Raw genomic sequence first — 18,025 nt, 5'->3', positions numbered from 1 at the left:
ATGCAAAACCGTAAACCTTATGTCCGGCCGATCCATCGCACCTGGTTTGCCGAAAATAACTTTTTCAGCTGGTATATGGTGCGTGAACTGACCATTGTGCCTCTGATTATCTTTACGCTGAGCCTGACTTATGGCTTGTATGCGCTGGTATCAGGCCGTGAAGCTTTTGACGCCTGGATTGCATTCTGTGCTAACCCGGTAATGTTGGTGATCAACGTGCTGGCAATGTTGGGGGCTTTATATCATGCCAAGACTTTCTTCAGCATGATGCCAAAGGTCATGCCCATCAAAGTGGGCGACAAGAAAGTCTCCGATGGTACTGTCGTTGCGGTGCAATGGGTGTTGGTGCTGGTGGTTTCTGCAGCCATTCTGGCTCTGGTATAAGAGGAACAAGATTATGATGAATTATGCTCCTAAACGTTCTGATGAACCGATCTGGTGGGGCCTGTTTGGCGCTGGTGGTACTTGGTTTGCGATCCTGACCCCAGTAACGGTATTGCTGATGGGCATTTTGTTGCCACTGCATGGCCTGGGTATTGTCGACCTGAGTTATGACAGTTTAGTCAGCTTTGTGAGTTCTCCTGTTGGCGCGATTTTTACGGTACTGACATTGTCATTGCCTATGTGGCATGCAATGCACCGTGTACATCATGGCTTGCATGATTTGCAAGTTCATGTCGGTGCAGTAGGTAAATATGCCTGTTATGTCGTGGCTGCCCTGGTAACTCTTTTGGCGGTAGTTTGGGTGTTAATGCTAGCGTAATTACTTTCCCAAGCTGATGAGGGTGCCAAGGCGGCGAGATGATACATTTCGCCACCGCGGCACCCTTGTTTGTTTATAAAACCTGGCACATCAATTATGCTTACACCGATAGCTGCTATACGGCTAGTTTCAGACCCAACAGGATGATTTATGGCTGTAATCCCGCGTTTTCATGTTCGCAAACCGATGAATTTCAAGAAGCACTTCATCACCAGTATGTTGCTGGCGATGGCGTGGATCATCACCATCATGGCCATCATGGTGTTCCAGCTGTTGAAGTCGACTCATGACGAGAGTTTACAGCAGCGCGGTTTGGAAATGGCGAGCATTCTGGCGCGGGACCCGGTGGTGATCGAGGCGGTAGAACGTGCTAACCGTGAGTCGGGTGTTTCGATTCGTTCCTATATTGAAAATCTGCGGGCAGAAACGGAAGTGTCCTTTATCGTGGTGGTTAACAAGGACGCGATTCGCCTGAGTCATCCGGTGGCTGAAAAAGTCGGCAAAAAATTTGTCGGTGATGATATCCAGCCAGTGCTCAAACAAGGGATTAAACACAGTACCTACGCCGTTGGTTCGCTAGGAATGGCGATTCGCAGTTTTGCACCGGTAAAAGTGAACGGCGAAGTGATTGGTGCCGTATGTGTCGGCATTCTTAAAGGTGAAGTCAGTCATCTGTTTATCGAGCGTCATGCCCATCTGCTGCTATTAGTGTTGCTGGTGCTGGTGGTCACGGTAGTGTTGATCATTGTGGTGCTGTCTAAATTGAAACGCACCATGCAGGATCTGGAACCGGAATTAGTGGTCAATCGTTTGATGGAACATGACCGCATTTTCAACGCTATCCGCGATCCGATTGTTTCGGTCGATAATGCGTTTTTGATTACGGCTATCAATGACATGGCTACCAAAATTCTGGCCATGGGCGGCATGGGAAAACAGGATTATATCGGTCAGCCGCTATCGCGTTTCTCTTCGGCGTTAGACAAAATTGCCCGCGCGGGTCATGGACAGGCTTATTCCGGCAATTTACGTCTGGGCAAACTGGATTACCGGGTGTGTATCTATCCACTACAAGCGGCTCAGGAACAGCACGGCTATGTGATCTTTTTCCTGGCCGACATGGAGCTCAACGATCTCCGCAAAGAGCTGATTTATTACAAAAACTATGCCGAACTTTTGCGTAGTAAAACACATGAATATTCGAATAAACTCAATGTATTATCTGGTATGTTGCAACTTAAACATTATGATGAGGCCATAGAGTTTATTGATCGCGAGAGCAAAGGCCATCAGCATATTATTGGCAATTTGGTGCGCTCCATTCAGAACAGTCTGGTGGCATCGCTGCTGCTTGCCAAATACAACAAAGCCGCAGAGATGGGCATTAAATATGAACTCGACGAGGATAATATCCTGCAAGATTACAGTAAGTTAGTGTCAGAAAAGTTGGCAACCATACTGGGTAATCTGATTGATAATGCGATTCTGGCCGCCTGGAATAATCGGCAAAATGTCACCCCATTGGTACATGTTTATGTCAGCGATCGCAGCCAACATGTTATTCTAGAAGTACAGGATACTGGTGCCGGCATCGCATCGGAACTCGCTGATAATATTCTCGATTATGGTGTTACCAGCAAAAAAGAGCAGGAACAGACGGGAGTGGGGCTGTATCTGGTCAATGAATTGGTGAAACAGTTCCGGGGCAGTATTGACTGGGAACGCACTGAAGATAACACCACTCTATTCTCCATCTATCTAGATAAGAGCGAAATCAAGCGCTATGAATCAGAAAGTCACTACCATGATTATTGAGGATGATCCTAGGGCTAGTTACGCCCTGGAATCGACCATTAACCAGCACTCGGACTTTGAGGTGGTAGCTGTAAGCGAAACCTATGCCGACGCGCTGATGCATTACGAATTGTACAAGCCACAATTGGTATTTGTGGATATCACTTTGCCCGATGGTAACGGTATTGATGTGATCCAGAAGCTGCGTCACGATGGTGCCAACTGTTATTTTATCATGACCACTGCTGAACGTGATGCCACCACGGTGGAACAGGCCGTACAACTGGGGATCAGTGATTATCTGGTAAAACCGCTGCGGATGTCACGGGTACGGCAGGCGCTGGATGACTACAAATTATACCGGCAAAAACTGGCAACCCATGAAACGGTAGATCAGGGGGCAATTGATCAGATCCTGGGTAAGCGTAGTCCGACACCTGTGCGGCGCACACCCAAAGGCATTGATGCGACCACCCTCGATACGCTGAAAAAGATCCTCAAAGATGAAAAGCTGACCGATTTTTCGGTGGACGATATGAGCGAGCGTATGAATGTCAGCCGTATCACTGTGCGCCGTTATCTGGAATATCTGGAATCGGAAGGCGTGGTGAAAATGGTCCTCAATTACAAGACCGGCGGTCGCCCGCGGCGACTGTATCAACTGACCGATATTAATCTGCTGGATTAATCATCTGTTAAAATAACGCATAGAGCCCCGCATTACTGCGGGGTTTTTGTTGCCCCGCATTAACCGCCGTGAATGGGGGGCTATCCGGTTAGGCAAGCCGCGCGCTTGCCATACACTGTTCTGTAATTTAAGCCTCAATGCTGACAAACTTCCGCTAATACTGCCCAACATCGCGACATTCGTCTGGTGCCAAACTCCGTGGTGGTAGCAGCGGATAATGCAACCGCCTTACGCTGTTACGTTATACTTTATCAGGCATATATCGATGCGAATTCAGATTGGTTTTGGGTGTCACTATTGCTGCCATGCCACGTACGTTATCAAGCGATCGTATTCACGACCTGGAGCACTCCGCTCAAGGTTTAAACGACGCTGAAGTCTCACAGCGACAGGCCCGCTATGGCCGGAATCTGATTGCCGAGCGCCATCAAGGCAGTTGGCGCGCATTGATTATGGATACCCTGAAAGATCCGATGCTGTGGTTCTTACTGGTGACCAGTATCCTGTTTGCATTCACTCAGCAATATACCGAAGCGGTGATTCTGTTAATGGCTCTTATTCCATTTCTAGGAATGGATGCCTACCTGCATCGCCGCACGCAGGCGTCAACGGAGAGTCTCGGTCGGCGTCTGGCATCACAAGCACGAGTGCTGCGCAACGGCAAGGAACAGTCTCTCAATACCATTGAACTGGTGCCTGGCGATATTGTGCTGTTGGCCCCGGGCGACACCATTCCTGCTGATGGCGTATTTGTCTCAGTGCAGGCTTTTCAGGTGGATGAATCAACCCTCACCGGAGAGGCTTTTCCCATTCGTAAACAGGCGTTGGAAACTTCGTTGCAGTTGCAACCCTCCGCACGGATCGCGGAACAGCATTGGGGGTTTGCTGGCACCAATACGCTGACCGGCAGTGCCCGAATGATGGTGACCCGCACCGGGAAAACGACGGTTTATGGCGAGATTATCCAGTCAGTCATCCACGGAAGCCATACGCTTACGCCACTGCAGCAGGCGGTGTCCAGGTTAGTTAAGCGACTGTTGATTATCGCCAGCATTATCTGCGTGCTTCTCGCTATCACTCGACTGTATCAGGGGCATGACATTATCGACGCATTGTTGAGTGGCCTGACTCTGGCTGTGGCCGCGTTACCAGAAGAGTTTCCGGTGGTACTGACCTTCTTTCTTGGGGTTGGGGTCTATCGCCTGGCGCAGCGTCAGGCACTGGTGAAACGTGCGGTGGTTGTGGAGAATATTGGCCGGGTTTCCTGCATCTGTACTGACAAAACCGGAACCTTGACCGAGGGGCGGTTGCAGTTGACCCATCAGTTGACTGCAACTGGTGTAGATGGGCAGCGGCTGCTGACGATTGCGGCCTATGCATCGCGCCCGGATACCGGTGATCCAATGGATCAAGCCATCCTTGCCATTGCAACAGCTGTTCCTCACACCATCCTCAATACTTTTCCGTTTACCGAAGACCGTAAACGTGAGACTGCGGTAGTGCTGGAATCGCAGCAACACCTGGTTGCGGTTAAAGGAGCACCAGAGACGATTCTCGCGCAATGTCAGCTTGCCGATGACGAATTGCATTATTGGCAGCAGCAGGTAGACCAGCTGGCAAGTGCCGGTCATAAAGTGATTGCCTGCGCCTGGCGAGAGCTCGATGCTGCAACCGAGTTCGATGTCGAACCGGAACAGCAGTTTCGTATTGCCGGATTACTGGCTTTTGAAGACCCATTACGTGAAGGGGTAAGGTCGGCGGTAGATACCTGCCAGCGGGCTGGCATTCGCGTGATTATGGTAACCGGCGATCACCCGATTACTGCCACGGCCATTGCCAAGGAAATCGGTCTGCATCAGGGGTACCCTCGAGTGATGGAGGGTGAGACGCTGGCAACTCAGTTAGCGCAAGGTGACACGACAGCGCTTGATGCCGTTGATGTTATTGCGCGAGCTATTCCGGCACAAAAGCTTGCGTTGGTGCGCAGCCTCAAACAGCGGGGGGAGATCGTGGCGGTAACGGGGGATGGCATCAATGATGTACCGGCAATCCAGTCTGCAGATATCGGCATCGCTATGGGCGCGCGTGGTACACGCAGCGCCCACGAGGCCGCCGCCATTATTTTGCTGGATGACAACTTTCGCAGTATCGTGCAGGCGATTGCTGAGGGGCGCCAGCTTTTCAGCAATTTGCGACTCAGTTTTGAGTACTTGTTATTGATCCATATTCCGTTGGTAGTCACCGCTGCACTTATCCCGTTCCTTGACTATCCAATGTTGTACTTACCCATTCATATCGTGTGGCTGGAGATGCTGATTCATCCGACGGCGTTGTTGGTATTTCAAAATAGTGCGGTCACGGCAGATTTACGCCAAACGCGACCCGATGCTCCGGCACAATTTTTCTCCTGGCGCCAATGGCTGCTCATTGTTATCAGCGGCATGCTGGTTACGCTACTCATTACATTTGCCTATATTCGCAGCTTCGGCGTATTGCAGGATGTGGCGCATGCCAGAGCCATGGCATTGGTGGTATTAACCAGCGCCAGTACGGGGATCACGATAGCGCTGAGTCGATTGCGTACAGTTACCGCGAAGGTGATTGTGCTGCTGAATATGCTTAGCAGTGTGTTACTCATCCAGTTACCTCCACTTGCTGCGCTGTTACATTTGTCGCCATTACATCTGGATGATTGGTTAATTGCATTAGCCGGTGGGTTAATGGCGGCACTTTTGCCATTTATCAAAGAGTTAAAAACGCCTAGTTAAGGTAGTAACGGCCAAGTTGTCAGCTGCAAGACAGTGGTTTTAGTGTGAAGTGACAGCGCAATTTTTCATCTCTTCTCGCGGCTATCTATACTTAAAAAGTAGTTCAGCGATGTACAAAAAAACGTCAGTTTGGCTGCCGGCATGGTGATAAAAGCGGTAACAACATTTCCAAGAGGCACACCCTCAACGGCAGATGATGTCAGGCGTCCACTGGCGTCGCAGTGTGTCTCTAACGCTATTGTGAGAGGTAACTTCTGATGACTAATAAAGCAGGGTTATGGATAGATCACAAACAAGCACTTATTGTATTTCTTGCTAATGACGATGTGTCCACACAAACGATCGAATCAAATCTCGATATGCATCTTAGAGGTGTTCGCGGGTCTCGTTCAGCCACACCTTATGGTCCTCAGGATGTTATCGCGGAAGACAAAATGGAACGTAAATACCAACAGCATTTAAGCCATTACTACGATGAGGTATGCAAAGCAATCCAGGAGGTCGATTCAGTATTTGTCATGGGACCCGGCGAAGCGAAAGGTGAATTTAAAACCTACCTGCAGAAAAAAGGGCAGAAATCTGCCGCTGAGGTCGCGATGGAGACTGCTGACAAGATGACCGCCCCGCAAGTGGTCGCTAAGGTAAAGCAACACTTTTCCCATTAACTCAAATATGCAGTAACTGTCTCCTCAGACGCCTGACCACAAGCGCCTGAGGAGCAACATCTATCGCTAGCTGAAGCCGCTCGTTTATTAAGCCCATAGCATAAGTTACTTTGCCAAATGCTATCAGCTGCCGCTTGGGTTCAGCTAAGGACTATCCGAGGAAATCTCAATATCTGACAATCACACTGTTGCAAGGGCGTAGTCAATCGTGGCATTACGGTAGACGAGTAACACTTTGTTTGTCAGCTATTTATTGGCTGATGTTTAATCGATTGCGCGATAACCTCACCGGCTCAGTTGTTATATGATGACGCAAGCTATTGATGCTGTTAACTTTATACTTTTTATCTGGCGAACATTTTGCGTGGGTAACTCGGCACAGGTTAAGCCACAACACTACCTTAAACTAATGTGGTTAGCATTCACGCCTAAGTAGGGATCTATCACGATGATTGCGTTGTTTTTTAAATGTTTACTTGGCGCGTTGGCGGTATTGCTGATCGCCTTGCTTTCAAAAAGCAAAAACTTTTTTATTTCAGGATTGGTGCCGCTGTTTCCGACCTTTGCCTTGATTGCGCACTACATTGTGGGTTCGGCAAGAACCATGGCCGATCTGAGAGTCACCGCGTTATTCGGCCTGTATTCATTGATCCCGTATGCCGCTTATTTGGTCGCGGTATACCAATTCAGTTATAAATTCAGTTTGACCGGAACACTGTCGTTGGCAACGCTAGTTTGGCTAATTTTTGCCTTTATCTTATTGATTTTCTGGACAAGGTTTTATCCCGCGCTGAGCTAATGACTGTGATTTTTGTCAGTAAGGTCGGGATAGCGGATGCCGCTTTGGCGGCGAGGAAAAGGCGGTGGCAACTGGCGGGTTGCACTAATGTCTATGCGTCGGCATTAACGATAAAAAAGATGGCTTGAATTCCATTACAAGCCATCTTTATTGCTAATCGCCGATTACAAGGAACACAAAAAATTACGGCGGATGAAGACCTTATTAGGCATTCATTTCAGCAATTTTGATTTTCCAGATTTCTGGACCGGTTTGATGGACGTTGTTACCTTCACTGTCCACGGCTACGGTGACTGGCATATCTTCGACATCAAATTCGTAGATAGCTTCCATACCCAGGTCAGCAAAAGCGACGGTACGTGCAGCTTTGATAGCTTTCGCTACTAGATATGCAGCACCACCGACGGCCATCAGATATACGGCTTTGTTTTTCTTGATAGACGCTACAGTTGCTGGACCACGTTCAGCTTTACCGATCATGCCCATCAGGCCAGCCTGTTCCAGCATCATGTCAGAGAACTTGTCCATGCGGGTGGAGGTTGTTGGGCCAGCTGGGCCAACCACTTCATCACCAACGGCATCAACCGGGCCAACGTAGTAAATAAAGCGATTCTGGAAATCTACCGGGAAAGATTCACCTTTTGCCAGCATGTCCTGAATACGTTTATGAGCAGCATCACGACCAGTGAGGATTTTGCCTGACAGCAGCACGGTTTCACCGGCTTTCCATTCAGCAACATCTTCTTTTTTCAGTTCGTTAACGTTAACACGGCGTACGTTGTTACCCACTTCCCAAGTCACTTCTGGCCAGTCTTCCAGTTTTGGCGGGGTCAGTGTGGCAGGGCCGTTGCCGTCCAGGGTGAAATGCACGTGACGAGTGGCGGCACAGTTAGGAATGATGCACACGGGCTTGGAAGCGGCGTGAGTTGGTGCAGTCTTGATTTTCACGTCGACGACGGTAGTAACACCGCCCAGACCCTGAGCACCGATACCGAGTTTGTTCACGCGATCGAAGATATCCAGACGCAGTTTTTCTTCAGCAGTTTCTGCACCTTTCGCCTGCAGTTCCTGAATATCAACCGGTTCCATCAGGGCTTCTTTGGCCATCAGTGCTGCTTTTTCGGCAGTACCACCGATACCAATACCCAGCATACCTGGAGGACACCAGCCGGCACCCATCAGCGGTACGGTTTTTTCTACCCACGCCGCGATATCATCAGATGGGTTCAGCATCACCATCTTAGTTTTGTTTTCGGAACCACCGCCTTTGGCAGCGATCATGATGTCAACTTTATCGCCCGCAACCATTTCCACATGCACTACCGCTGGTGCGTTAGTTTTGGTGTTTTTACGGGCTCCTGCTGGATCAGCAACGACAGACTGACGCAGTGGGTTAACGGTGCTGTTATAAGCACGTTTGGTGCCTTCATCGACCATCTCCTGGACGGTCATATCGCTGTCCCACTGGACATTCATACCGATCTTCACGAAACAGGTCACAATACCGGTATCCTGACAGATTGGACGATGGCCTTCGGCCGCCATACGGGAGTTGATCAGGATCTGCGCAATTGCATCTTTAGCAGCCTGGCTCTTTTCCGCGTAGTAGGCTTTCTCCATAGCTTTGACGAAATCCAGCGGATGGTAGTAAGAGATATATTGCAGTGCGTCTTCGATACTATCGATGAAGTCCGCTTTTTTGATAATAGTCATGGCGTTCCCTTTGCTGTTATCAATGAAATACGGGCGTTAGCTCTTTAGTAACGCCCGCTTGTGATTAATAAAGACCGATTACTTTCCACCAGATACCACCAACAACGGCCCAGATGACCAGTTGCAGCAGTCCCATGATGAAGCCCAGACCCCACCATTTCGGCAGAGACACGTGACCAGCACCGAACAGAATCGGGGCAGGGCCAGTACCGTAGTGAGTGACGCCGCCCATCAGGTTGGAGATTACCCCGAAGATGATGGCAGCCATCAGACCAGGCGCACCCATCTGCACTGCGACTGCCAGGAATACTGAATACAGTGCGGCAACATGTGCAGTAGATGAAGCGAAAGCATAGTGGATGTAGTAGTAAATCAGTGCCAGAGCCAGCAGTGCTACCGGCCAATCCAGACCTGTCAGGTGAGCGGCAATGCTGCCACCAAACCATTTGATTAGCCCCAGTTTATTGAGGAAGGTGGCCATCATTACCAGCGCTGAGAACCAAGTCAGAGTGTTCCACGCACCTTTTTCTTTCAGTACGTCATCCCAGGTTAATACGTTGGCATTTACCAGCAGTGCTAAACCGATCATGGCGGCAGTGGTACCATGCAGGCCAAATGATGGGCCGGCGATCCACAGTCCAATCAACGCGATGAAAGTTCCCAGTGTGACCCACTCAGAAGTTTTCATTTTGCCCATATCGGCCAGCGCTTTGGCGGCGATCTGTGGCGCTTGTGGCGTTGCGGTGATCGATGGTTTGTTCAGCATATACGCGAACAGTGGCATCAGGATCAGACCAACAAGACCGGGAACGATGGCTGCTAACGCCCACTGACCCCAGCTGATGTCAATACCCATATCGGCTGCGAGTTTTGCTGCCAATGGGTTAGCCGCCATGCCTGTCAGGAACATCGCACCAGTAATGGTGGTGCCATGGAACACGGTAGTCATCAGGAAGCTACCCAGTTTACCAGAGGTACCCTCTTCGGCTTTTGAACCGTAAGCATCTGCGACAGAGTTTGCCAGTGGGAATACGATACCACCGGTACGTGCGGTATTAGATGGAATGGCAGGTGCCAGAATAAAATCTGTCATCAGCAGACCATAGGACAGGGTCAAGGTTCGTTTCCCCATCAGGCGCATAAAGATATAGCCGATGCGGGCCCCAAGTCCGCTCTTAATGAACGCTCTTGAAATAAAGAACGCCATTACAATCAGCCAAATAGTCGTGTTAGAGAAGCCAGTCATCGCTTCTTTGATGGACAAGGTTCCGGTGACGGCGGTTGCGGTGATGCCACAGATTGCCACTGCACCCATTGGGATAGGCTCTAGGATCAGACCCAGTACAGTAGCAACGAAGATCGCCAGCAGATGCCAGGCTTTGGGATCAACACTAGCAGGTGCAGGAGTCAGCCAAATGCCGACAGCAACTGCCAGGATTACCAGCCATGAGATGATTTTTTTATTCATGGTAAGCACCAATTTTAATTAATAGAAATAATTGCGTTTAACTTGGTTTAATTAACTTTTACCAGGTATGACAACCTGAGCTGCGAAGTAACATTAACTGAATCAGTAATTAAAATTGGGGAGGGAAATTCATATGTAACTTTGTTTGCTTTTTGCTTTTTTCGTAGTTTTGTAACTTATAATTGCTTATGAAAGATAAAGTATTTGATTGTAACTCTATTATATTAAACGATATTTTAATTATCTGTTGAATTTATTGATAAAGTTTGTCGATAGCGCTTATATGATGATATCGATATTCGCTATCCAACCAATTTTTATATTTATAAAAATCTTTAATTAATATTAATCTTCTCCAATATAAGTGAATTATTAAATTGTGACAATGATCCAGTTAACTGAATATTTGAGATCACCATACAGAATTATACCCTGTGATTTATATTATCTATTTAAATTAATTGTATGTGAATCTATTGCGACATGCTGAGTAAGCGTTGAATCGATGTTACAGAATTTGCCCGCGCTTTCTCCACCGGGGCTTTGAATGCCAAGGGGTCAGATAATTCAATTTTATCGAACAATTTGAGCATTAATTGTCGCTTTTCGTTCTATTGCTAAGCCGCTAAGCTGATACCTAACAACAGTTATCAGGAGTCGTACCATGAAAGTCATTCAACAGCTGCGTGCAATGCCTACCCGTGATGGCGATGGTGTGAATATCATGCGCATCGCCGATTTTCAGCGACTGGCGCTGGATCCCTATTTGATGCTGGACGAGATCCGTTCAGATGATGCCAAAGATTACATCGGTGGCTTTCCGCCACATCCGCATCGGGGGATGGAAACGTTTACCTATATCCGTAAAGGAGGATTTGAGCACCGGGATCAACTGGGTAATGTGCGGGCGATCCGCGCTGGTAAAGTGCAATGGATGAGTACCGGCCGTGGTGTGATCCATTCGGAGATGCCGTTGGCCGATGCAGACAATGGTCTGCATGGCTTCCAGATATGGCTCAATATGCCTGCCAAAGACAAGATGCGTCATCCACAGTATCAGGATTCTGGCACCAGTGACCATCCCACATTGAGTGATGGTCATGGGCAGCTATACTTGCTGGCCGGACATTGGCAGTTTGGTAATGAGGCCGCGGATGCCCCACTGATGGGACTGGCCGCCGATGCGGCCATTGCCGATATGACCTTACCTGCAGGTAAGCAATCTCAAATCGAGTTATCGCAGTATAAACTGGTGGCTTTGTATCTGTATCAGGGACAGTTGCTGTTACCCAGTGGCAGCCACATTAACGCTGGCAGTATGTTGTTGCTGGATCCGCAGTATCCACTGCAGTTACAGGCGGGTACTGCAGACTGCGGAATGCTGCTTCTGGCGGGAAATCCTATCGGCGAAAAGGTGGTGCAGATGGGGCCGTTTGTGATGAATACCCAAGCGGAGATTATGCAGGCGATTAACGATTACCAAAGTGGTCAGTTTGGTGAGATAGTTTAAGCAACCGCGATAGAAAAGACCGGCAATTGCCGGTCTTTTCTGACTGATTAGCTTTGCAGTATGTGTAACGGCAGACTTAGCATAGTGTCACCACTGCCTGCCAGATGCCAGATCACGCCAACTAATGCCACGACAGTGAGCAGATACCAGCTGGTCGCAACTACCTGACCGTAGCGATCCAGCGGGATCAGATGGCTATTGAGTCGTTGCTTCCATTCCATAATGATTTCCAGTCCACCAATTGCCAGCAGGAAACCCAACAGGGTTAACCCGAGGCGGTAACTGAGATAGATCCCCAGTACCATGCCGGCACAGCAGACGATCAGTCCAATAAAACGGTTTTGTGAAAAGCTGATGCTTTTGATGGTATGGCCACCATCCAATGGCAATACCGGGAGCAGGTTAAACAGGTTCAGCAATGCATTGAACCCTGCCAGCGCCGCAAAAAATGGATTATGGGTGACGTGATAAGTCACCAGCGCCAGCAATGACAACAATAAGCCGAAAAATGGCCCCATTAACGAAATCACCACATCCTGCCAACGCGTATTAATTTTATCGTCGGTCAAGGCCAAGCCGCCCATGAATGGGATGAGATAGATCCCCTTGGTTTTCATACCAAAATGCTTCATGGCGCGGATATGACCATATTCGTGAAACATCAGGCAGAACACCAGGGCCAACGCAAACTGGAACGAAAACAACCAGGAATAGGCCGCGACACTGGCTCCGGCCAACACCACTTTAATTACCTTGGCACTTTTAAATAGTTTAAATGCTAGCGATAGCAGACCCAAGGTGCCGGGTTTACTGGCGGTCGCCTGTTGTGGCGGGGCCTGATGTTCCATATCCTTGGCGGTGCGGCGTCCCTCAAGACTGACGTTATCATCAATCAACAACCGGTAGTCCAGCATAAACGGTTGCCAGCGGACATCGGCTTCCAGACGGATTTCCAGTGGCTGAATCTGACCGGTTTGGGTTAATTGAAACACATGCACTTTTAACCCTTCATTGTCAGTGCCTGCCGCCTTTTGTGAGACTAATTGATTATCCCAGTAAAGTTGTTGCCAGCCAGCCAGTGAACCTTCAAGGCGCAGCGGCTTGCCAAGACATTCAATATTCAGTAATTCCACGTGACGTTCCGTCGTGCGAGTAAGTTGAGGGCGATTATGCCCATTGAGCGAAGAGAACTAAAGAGCCTATGTCAGAGATTTGACGAATTGCATCGCATCAGTGATCGAGGTGAGCTGTAATTTACTGATACAACAGTTGCCTTCAACTAATGCGTGACGTTGCACTAACTTCTGTAATTGGTCGAGGGAAATGTTGCTGGCAGGGGTGAGGATATTCAGTGGCTGGGTCACGGTTGGCATCAGTATCCAAGTGAGACCATCACTATCGATTAATCTGTCTCCAGGATTCAGCAGATAAGCTGCACTTTGCCATAGTTGCTGCCAGTCTTGCTGGCTGTCGATATATAGCAGTTCATCTGCGCCACTTTGTTGCACTAGTGCTGGCCAGCGCGGCATTTGCGCCGCGACTGTACTGGTATCAACCATGATTGTTGTAGTCAAAATTGATTTCGGCGCCTTCATTTTCAACGACGCAAGGACCATATTCCCGCTGGGTTTTCTGCTGTGCATTACCCACATGAATTTCTACATTGGCGTACATGCGACGCTTCACCTCTATGTGGTTTCGATGATAGTAACTATCGCTGTCGCTACGCAGCAACTCAGCCTCAGTTTCTTCCTGAGTCAGCTCGGCTTCAATGCTGTGCTTCTGATCCAGCATCATTTTAACTTGCTCTACCATCACGGAGTCATTCTGCCATTCCGCTTTGGGGGGCAGCTTACGCAGGCGAGATTCCATATCCAGCTTGGCAACTACTAACTGGCGGATACTGTCGTCTAACTCTTTCAGCCGATGTTTCACGTCATCAAGTTTCATGGCGCAATAGAGTTCAGTTTTAGTATCGGCCGTTGCGCCAATGGTGACGGCTTGAATACCTTGTTCTGCCTTTACCCAACCACCGACGAGATCGCCGCGACGGCCACTGCTGTCGCTGACGATAAGCTTGGCATCGGTGATGGTGTGACTGTGCAACAGCTGCTTGGTTACCAACACATCACCCAGGCTTTCCAGATGAGAATATTGCACAAACTGGGCGGTAATCTGGCCTTTAGCATGCAAGTGGGTCGAGAGTTCATTACCCCCCAGCTGGCGGCCAAGTACCCCTTTGCTGACGGTGATATCCCCGTCAGCTTCTAACCTGGCCGATTCGACAAAACCCATCACGGTAATGTCACCAGAACTGCGCACCTGCATACCTTCACAGACATCACCGCTGATCAGCACACTGCCTTTAAAATCGACGTTACCATAGCTGACATCGACGTTTTTGATCTGCAGTACATCGTCAACCTGCATACCATCGCGGATTTCTACTGGCTGACCAGCGTTAGTGGCTAATAACACATTCGGATTATCGGCAGAGATTTCAGTACCATTGCCAGCTTTTAGCTCCAGGTCTTTACCGGCTTTCGCTGGGATCACCTCGCCATTGACGTTGTAGCCGTTAATGCCCGCTGTGGCGGGCGTTTTTACCATGAGCAGATCTTTGGGCCGCACCATAACAACGGAGCCCAGATTGCGCATATCTACCGTGCCATCTTCCCGTTCCTGCGGCTGTAGTAATCGTTCTCTGGCCAGCGGGACTTTACGTTCGAGTTTGGCATGGGTGCCGTTGACGACGGGTTTACCGACCGCGATAACCCCACTGGTACTTTCCCCGGGTTTTAAGGTCGCAGCGGTATGCAGTAACACTTCAATCTTTTGCTTAGACAGTCCCATCGCAACATTTTGCTGCTTAAGCTGCTGTAATACATCGGGCAGCGTGATGGCTTTGCCTCCCCACGGTGCAACGATGGTCATCATCGCCTGCATTTTATCTTTGGCGACTTCAATCGATATTTGACCATCGCGACGTTCTGCTACGCGAAACAGCAGTTCGTGGTTACCTTCTTCTTTTCCCGATAGATTGTTGACGTCTTTCACGGCGATTTTTATCGCCTGTTCAAGCGGCATCATGGCAGAGAATTCAGGCAGTTTGAGGACTTGTCGCAATGCGTCCTCGGTGATAGGACCATGCGTTTGAGGAATAATCTTTAATTCAGCGAACTGACTGTCGCTGCTTACGTGGAGCAGATCTGGCGCCAGCATGATGTTATCCGGGGTAAGTTCGTTATAGTTTTAGGTGATCCGAACCGAGTATAACAATAGTTTTTCGGTTGACGAACCCTTTTGATAACAAACCGCTAACGTGACTGGAATTCTGTCGATGAGGTCTCAATCTGACGACTTTTTGCTCAACGCCGGTTGCGGTAAACCTTGTATTTGTTGTTTTCTGCAATCACCTTAACCTCGCCAAAGTATTCCGCAATGGTGTCAGCATAGGGCAGGTGACGGTTGGCAACGATTTGCCACAAACCTCCGGCTTGCAGATGCTGGAAGCTGTCGGCGACAAAAGTTGTGGCGATATCCGTGGTACTGTTAAGACCATCGTGAAACGGCGGATTGGAAATAATGGCGTCAAATTCGCCGCTGACTTGGGCCAGTCCATCCGAAGGGTAAACTTTGCCGCTGAAACCGTTGGCGTCAAGCGTTTGCTGACATGACAGCAACGCCATCGCGTTGATATCGACGCATTCCAACTGTAACTGCGGGTTGAGTTGTAACAAAACGCTGGCAATGACTCCGGCGCCACAACCAAAGTCGAGCACGCGGCCATGCAACGGCGGCAGATGTTGCAGCAATAATTCTGTGCCTTGGTCTAACTGCTTTTCGCTGAATACCCCGGCGACGTTGCAGATGGTCAGCTCACCATTGGTTGTTGAAAGCGTATAACGGCTGGTGAACTGGTTAAGGTCGACGGTTGCCACTGTGCTGTTACGCTCTGCAGAATACAACAGACAATGGCGGGCGTTATCCCGTTTAACCGCTGGCGCAAACCACGATGTCGTCTGTTTTTCAAGCGAGCGGATACCGCCTTTATTTTCACCAATCACCAGCAGTTGTCCGCCATTACCCAAATACTGCGCGGCCAATACCAGCAGATATGCCATCAGTGCTTTCGCTTTGGGATAGTAGATAACAACCGTATCAAATTGCTGTGGCTTGGGCAGTTGATGGCCAAAATGCCCGACAACGCCAGCAAGGCTTCCCGCCTGCAGTGCGAGATAATGGTTGTAGTCCAGCGCCAGCGCTGTGACCGCATCACAATGTGTGAGTAACTCGACTGCGCACAGATCGTTCTCATGGTTAAGCAACAGTACGTTGCCTTGCAGATAATCGCTGTTGCGTAGCAATAATTGTGACGGTGAACTGAGCACTGGTCGTGTCCAATAGAATTTAAAGGCAGCTATTATAGCCAAAGGCGGAGAGCTAAGGGAATGTGAGTGTAAAAGAGCAGCCATGCAGCTGCTCTTTTCGGGGGAAAATCAGTTAGCCATTGCCGGGGGTCGCGGCCGGCACTGTCGCCGCAGTCGATTTTTTGGGTTTTGGCAACAGGCTGGCGAGCTTATTGGCGATATCGGTATTATCCTGATTGCCGATGAACAGCTCGGCGCCTGGGCCAGACGCAAACACCTGCACATCCACGCCAGTATGACCACCGGTAGTCCAACCGGTATTTGAACGCAGATCAATCTCATGTTTGAGTGCTTGTGCCAGCACATCTTTTCCTTGCATGCGGGCATGATCAAAGCGCGCTTGCAGGTCATCAGTTAAGGCGAAGCCCAAACCGTCAGCCAGTGGCTGTTGCCAGTTATCGTTGGCGATTGCGGTGGCAGCGAGAGTCTCAGGACTGGCTTTTACCGCCTGAATCACCTCAGGATCCCACGCATATTTCCCATCGCGCCCGATAGACAGACCGCCAGTGTTATGGTCGGCAGTTACCACCATCAGGGTATCAGGATGGTTTCGGACAAATTGCTCAACCGCTTCAACCGCATGCGCAAATTCGTCCATTTCGCCCATAGCCGCAACGATATCATTATCGTGACCAGCCCAGTCAATTTGACTGCCTTCAATCATCAACACAAAGCCTTGCGTGTTTTGTGACATCAGCTCCAGTGCTTTATTGGTCATGGCGGTGAGACGATGGGCATCAGGTTCATCCACTACCCATGGGAGTTGCACGTCCGCAAACAGGCCAAGCACTTTAGGTTGGGTAACAGTGGCTAATTGATTGAAATCATTTAACACCTGATATCCCTTGGTTTTAAAGGCATCCAGCATGGCCGGGGTAAAGTATTTCTGTCCCCCCCCAAGGATCACATCCGCATCAGTATTGATATAACTGCTGGCAATTTCATCGTAGTTCTTTCGACTTTCATTGTGGGTAAGAAAGGCCGCCGGGGTGGCATGGTTCACCTGGCAGGTAACCGCCACACCAGTACTGAGACCGCGCTTCTTCGCTTTCTCCATAATGGTTTCCAGTGGCTGCTTCTGCAGATCAACGGAAATCGCCCCATTATATGACTTACTACCTGTTGCCAGTGCGGTAGCCGCAGCAGCAGAATCAGTCACATAACCACTGACTCTGGCGGGATAGGTGCTTGCCATACCGACCAGCAATCTGTCGAATACAGTCTGCTCTACTTCTTCGGTATCTGGATTATCTTTGAAGTAACGATAGGCCGTAGTGTAGGACGGGCCCATACCATCACCAATCATGATGATCATATTTTTCGGTCGTGAAGGCGTCTGGCTCGGTGCCAGCATATCCTCGGCCATCGTGGCAAAGGGTAATAACAGTGCCAGCGCCAACACTGACAGTTGCTTAAACTTCATCATA

15 protein-coding genes are annotated in these 18,025 nt (G+C 49.3%); 8 read left to right on the top strand and 7 right to left on the bottom strand.

From position 1 onward, the window contains the following. The 7 genes from frdC to KDN34_RS13930 all read left to right on the top strand — a co-directional run bounded on the left by frdC (nucleotide 1) and on the right by KDN34_RS13930 (nucleotide 7,477). The gene (gene frdC / locus KDN34_RS13960; protein ID WP_212594323.1) at nucleotides 1-384 is read left to right on the top strand and encodes a fumarate reductase subunit FrdC; all 384 of its coding nucleotides are present in this window, start codon (nucleotides 1-3) and stop codon (nucleotides 382-384) included. Nucleotides 385-397: 13 nt separating this feature from the next. Then, nucleotides 398-763: a fumarate reductase subunit FrdD gene (gene frdD / locus KDN34_RS13955; protein WP_212594322.1), complete on the top strand. Its 366-nt coding sequence runs from the start codon at nucleotides 398-400 to the stop codon at nucleotides 761-763. 150 nt (nucleotides 764-913) lie between these two features. Beyond that, the gene (locus KDN34_RS13950) at nucleotides 914-2,578 is read left to right on the top strand and encodes an ATP-binding protein (RefSeq protein WP_212594321.1); all 1,665 of its coding nucleotides are present in this window, start codon (nucleotides 914-916) and stop codon (nucleotides 2,576-2,578) included. Continuing rightward, entirely contained in the window at nucleotides 2,547-3,245 is a 699-nt protein-coding gene (locus tag KDN34_RS13945; protein ID WP_228730350.1) for a response regulator, read from the top strand. Before KDN34_RS13950 ends, KDN34_RS13945 begins: the two co-directional genes overlap by 32 nt. A gap of 305 nt (nucleotides 3,246-3,550) precedes the next feature. Further along, a complete protein-coding gene (locus KDN34_RS13940; RefSeq protein ID WP_212594320.1) occupies nucleotides 3,551-6,013 on the top strand; it encodes a cation-translocating P-type ATPase in 2,463 nt (820 codons plus the stop codon). Between the two features lie 257 nt (nucleotides 6,014-6,270). Continuing rightward, nucleotides 6,271-6,678: a hypothetical protein gene (locus tag KDN34_RS13935; protein WP_212594319.1), complete on the top strand. Its 408-nt coding sequence runs from the start codon at nucleotides 6,271-6,273 to the stop codon at nucleotides 6,676-6,678. A 448-nt stretch (nucleotides 6,679-7,126) separates the two neighbouring features. After that, a complete protein-coding gene (locus tag KDN34_RS13930) occupies nucleotides 7,127-7,477 on the top strand; it encodes a GlpM family protein (RefSeq protein ID WP_212594318.1) in 351 nt (116 codons plus the stop codon). Nucleotides 7,478-7,681: 204 nt separating this feature from the next. On the opposite strand, the gene KDN34_RS13925 is transcribed toward KDN34_RS13930, so the two are convergent. Then, entirely contained in the window at nucleotides 7,682-9,190 is a 1,509-nt protein-coding gene (locus KDN34_RS13925; RefSeq protein WP_212594317.1) for a fumarate hydratase, read from the bottom strand. A 64-nt stretch (nucleotides 9,191-9,254) separates the two neighbouring features. Beyond that, nucleotides 9,255-10,658, bottom strand: a complete 1,404-nt coding sequence (locus KDN34_RS13920) for an anion permease (protein WP_212594316.1) — start codon at nucleotides 10,656-10,658, stop codon at nucleotides 9,255-9,257. 664 nt (nucleotides 10,659-11,322) lie between these two features. Between KDN34_RS13920 and KDN34_RS13915 the strand changes: the two genes are divergently transcribed. Beyond that, nucleotides 11,323-12,168, top strand: coding sequence for a pirin family protein (locus KDN34_RS13915; RefSeq protein ID WP_212594315.1), 846 nt, complete (start codon nucleotides 11,323-11,325; stop codon nucleotides 12,166-12,168). A 47-nt stretch (nucleotides 12,169-12,215) separates the two neighbouring features. On the opposite strand, the gene KDN34_RS13910 is transcribed toward KDN34_RS13915, so the two are convergent. From KDN34_RS13910 to KDN34_RS13890, 5 genes are all read right to left on the bottom strand, one after another. Continuing rightward, nucleotides 12,216-13,301 carry a site-2 protease family protein gene (locus KDN34_RS13910; RefSeq protein ID WP_212594314.1) on the bottom strand — a complete coding sequence of 362 codons (1,086 nt, stop codon included), beginning with the start codon at nucleotides 13,299-13,301 and terminating at the stop codon, nucleotides 12,216-12,218. 66 nt (nucleotides 13,302-13,367) lie between these two features. After that, nucleotides 13,368-13,742, bottom strand: coding sequence for a DUF4144 family protein (locus tag KDN34_RS13905; protein ID WP_212594313.1), 375 nt, complete (start codon nucleotides 13,740-13,742; stop codon nucleotides 13,368-13,370). Next, nucleotides 13,720-15,390: a DUF342 domain-containing protein gene (locus KDN34_RS13900; RefSeq protein WP_212594312.1), complete on the bottom strand. Its 1,671-nt coding sequence runs from the start codon at nucleotides 15,388-15,390 to the stop codon at nucleotides 13,720-13,722. The genes KDN34_RS13905 and KDN34_RS13900 overlap by 23 nt, the downstream gene beginning before the upstream one ends. Nucleotides 15,391-15,536: 146 nt before the next feature. Beyond that, nucleotides 15,537-16,559 carry a class I SAM-dependent methyltransferase gene (locus KDN34_RS13895; protein WP_212594311.1) on the bottom strand — a complete coding sequence of 341 codons (1,023 nt, stop codon included), beginning with the start codon at nucleotides 16,557-16,559 and terminating at the stop codon, nucleotides 15,537-15,539. Nucleotides 16,560-16,671: 112 nt separating this feature from the next. After that, entirely contained in the window at nucleotides 16,672-18,021 is a 1,350-nt protein-coding gene (locus tag KDN34_RS13890; protein ID WP_212596669.1) for an alkaline phosphatase, read from the bottom strand. Nucleotides 18,022-18,025 lie beyond the last annotated feature (4 nt).

The organism is Shewanella yunxiaonensis (assembly GCF_018223345.1).
Classification (GTDB): domain Bacteria; phylum Pseudomonadota; class Gammaproteobacteria; order Enterobacterales; family Shewanellaceae; genus Shewanella; species Shewanella yunxiaonensis.
This window is presented reverse-complemented; position numbering and strand designations above follow the sequence as displayed.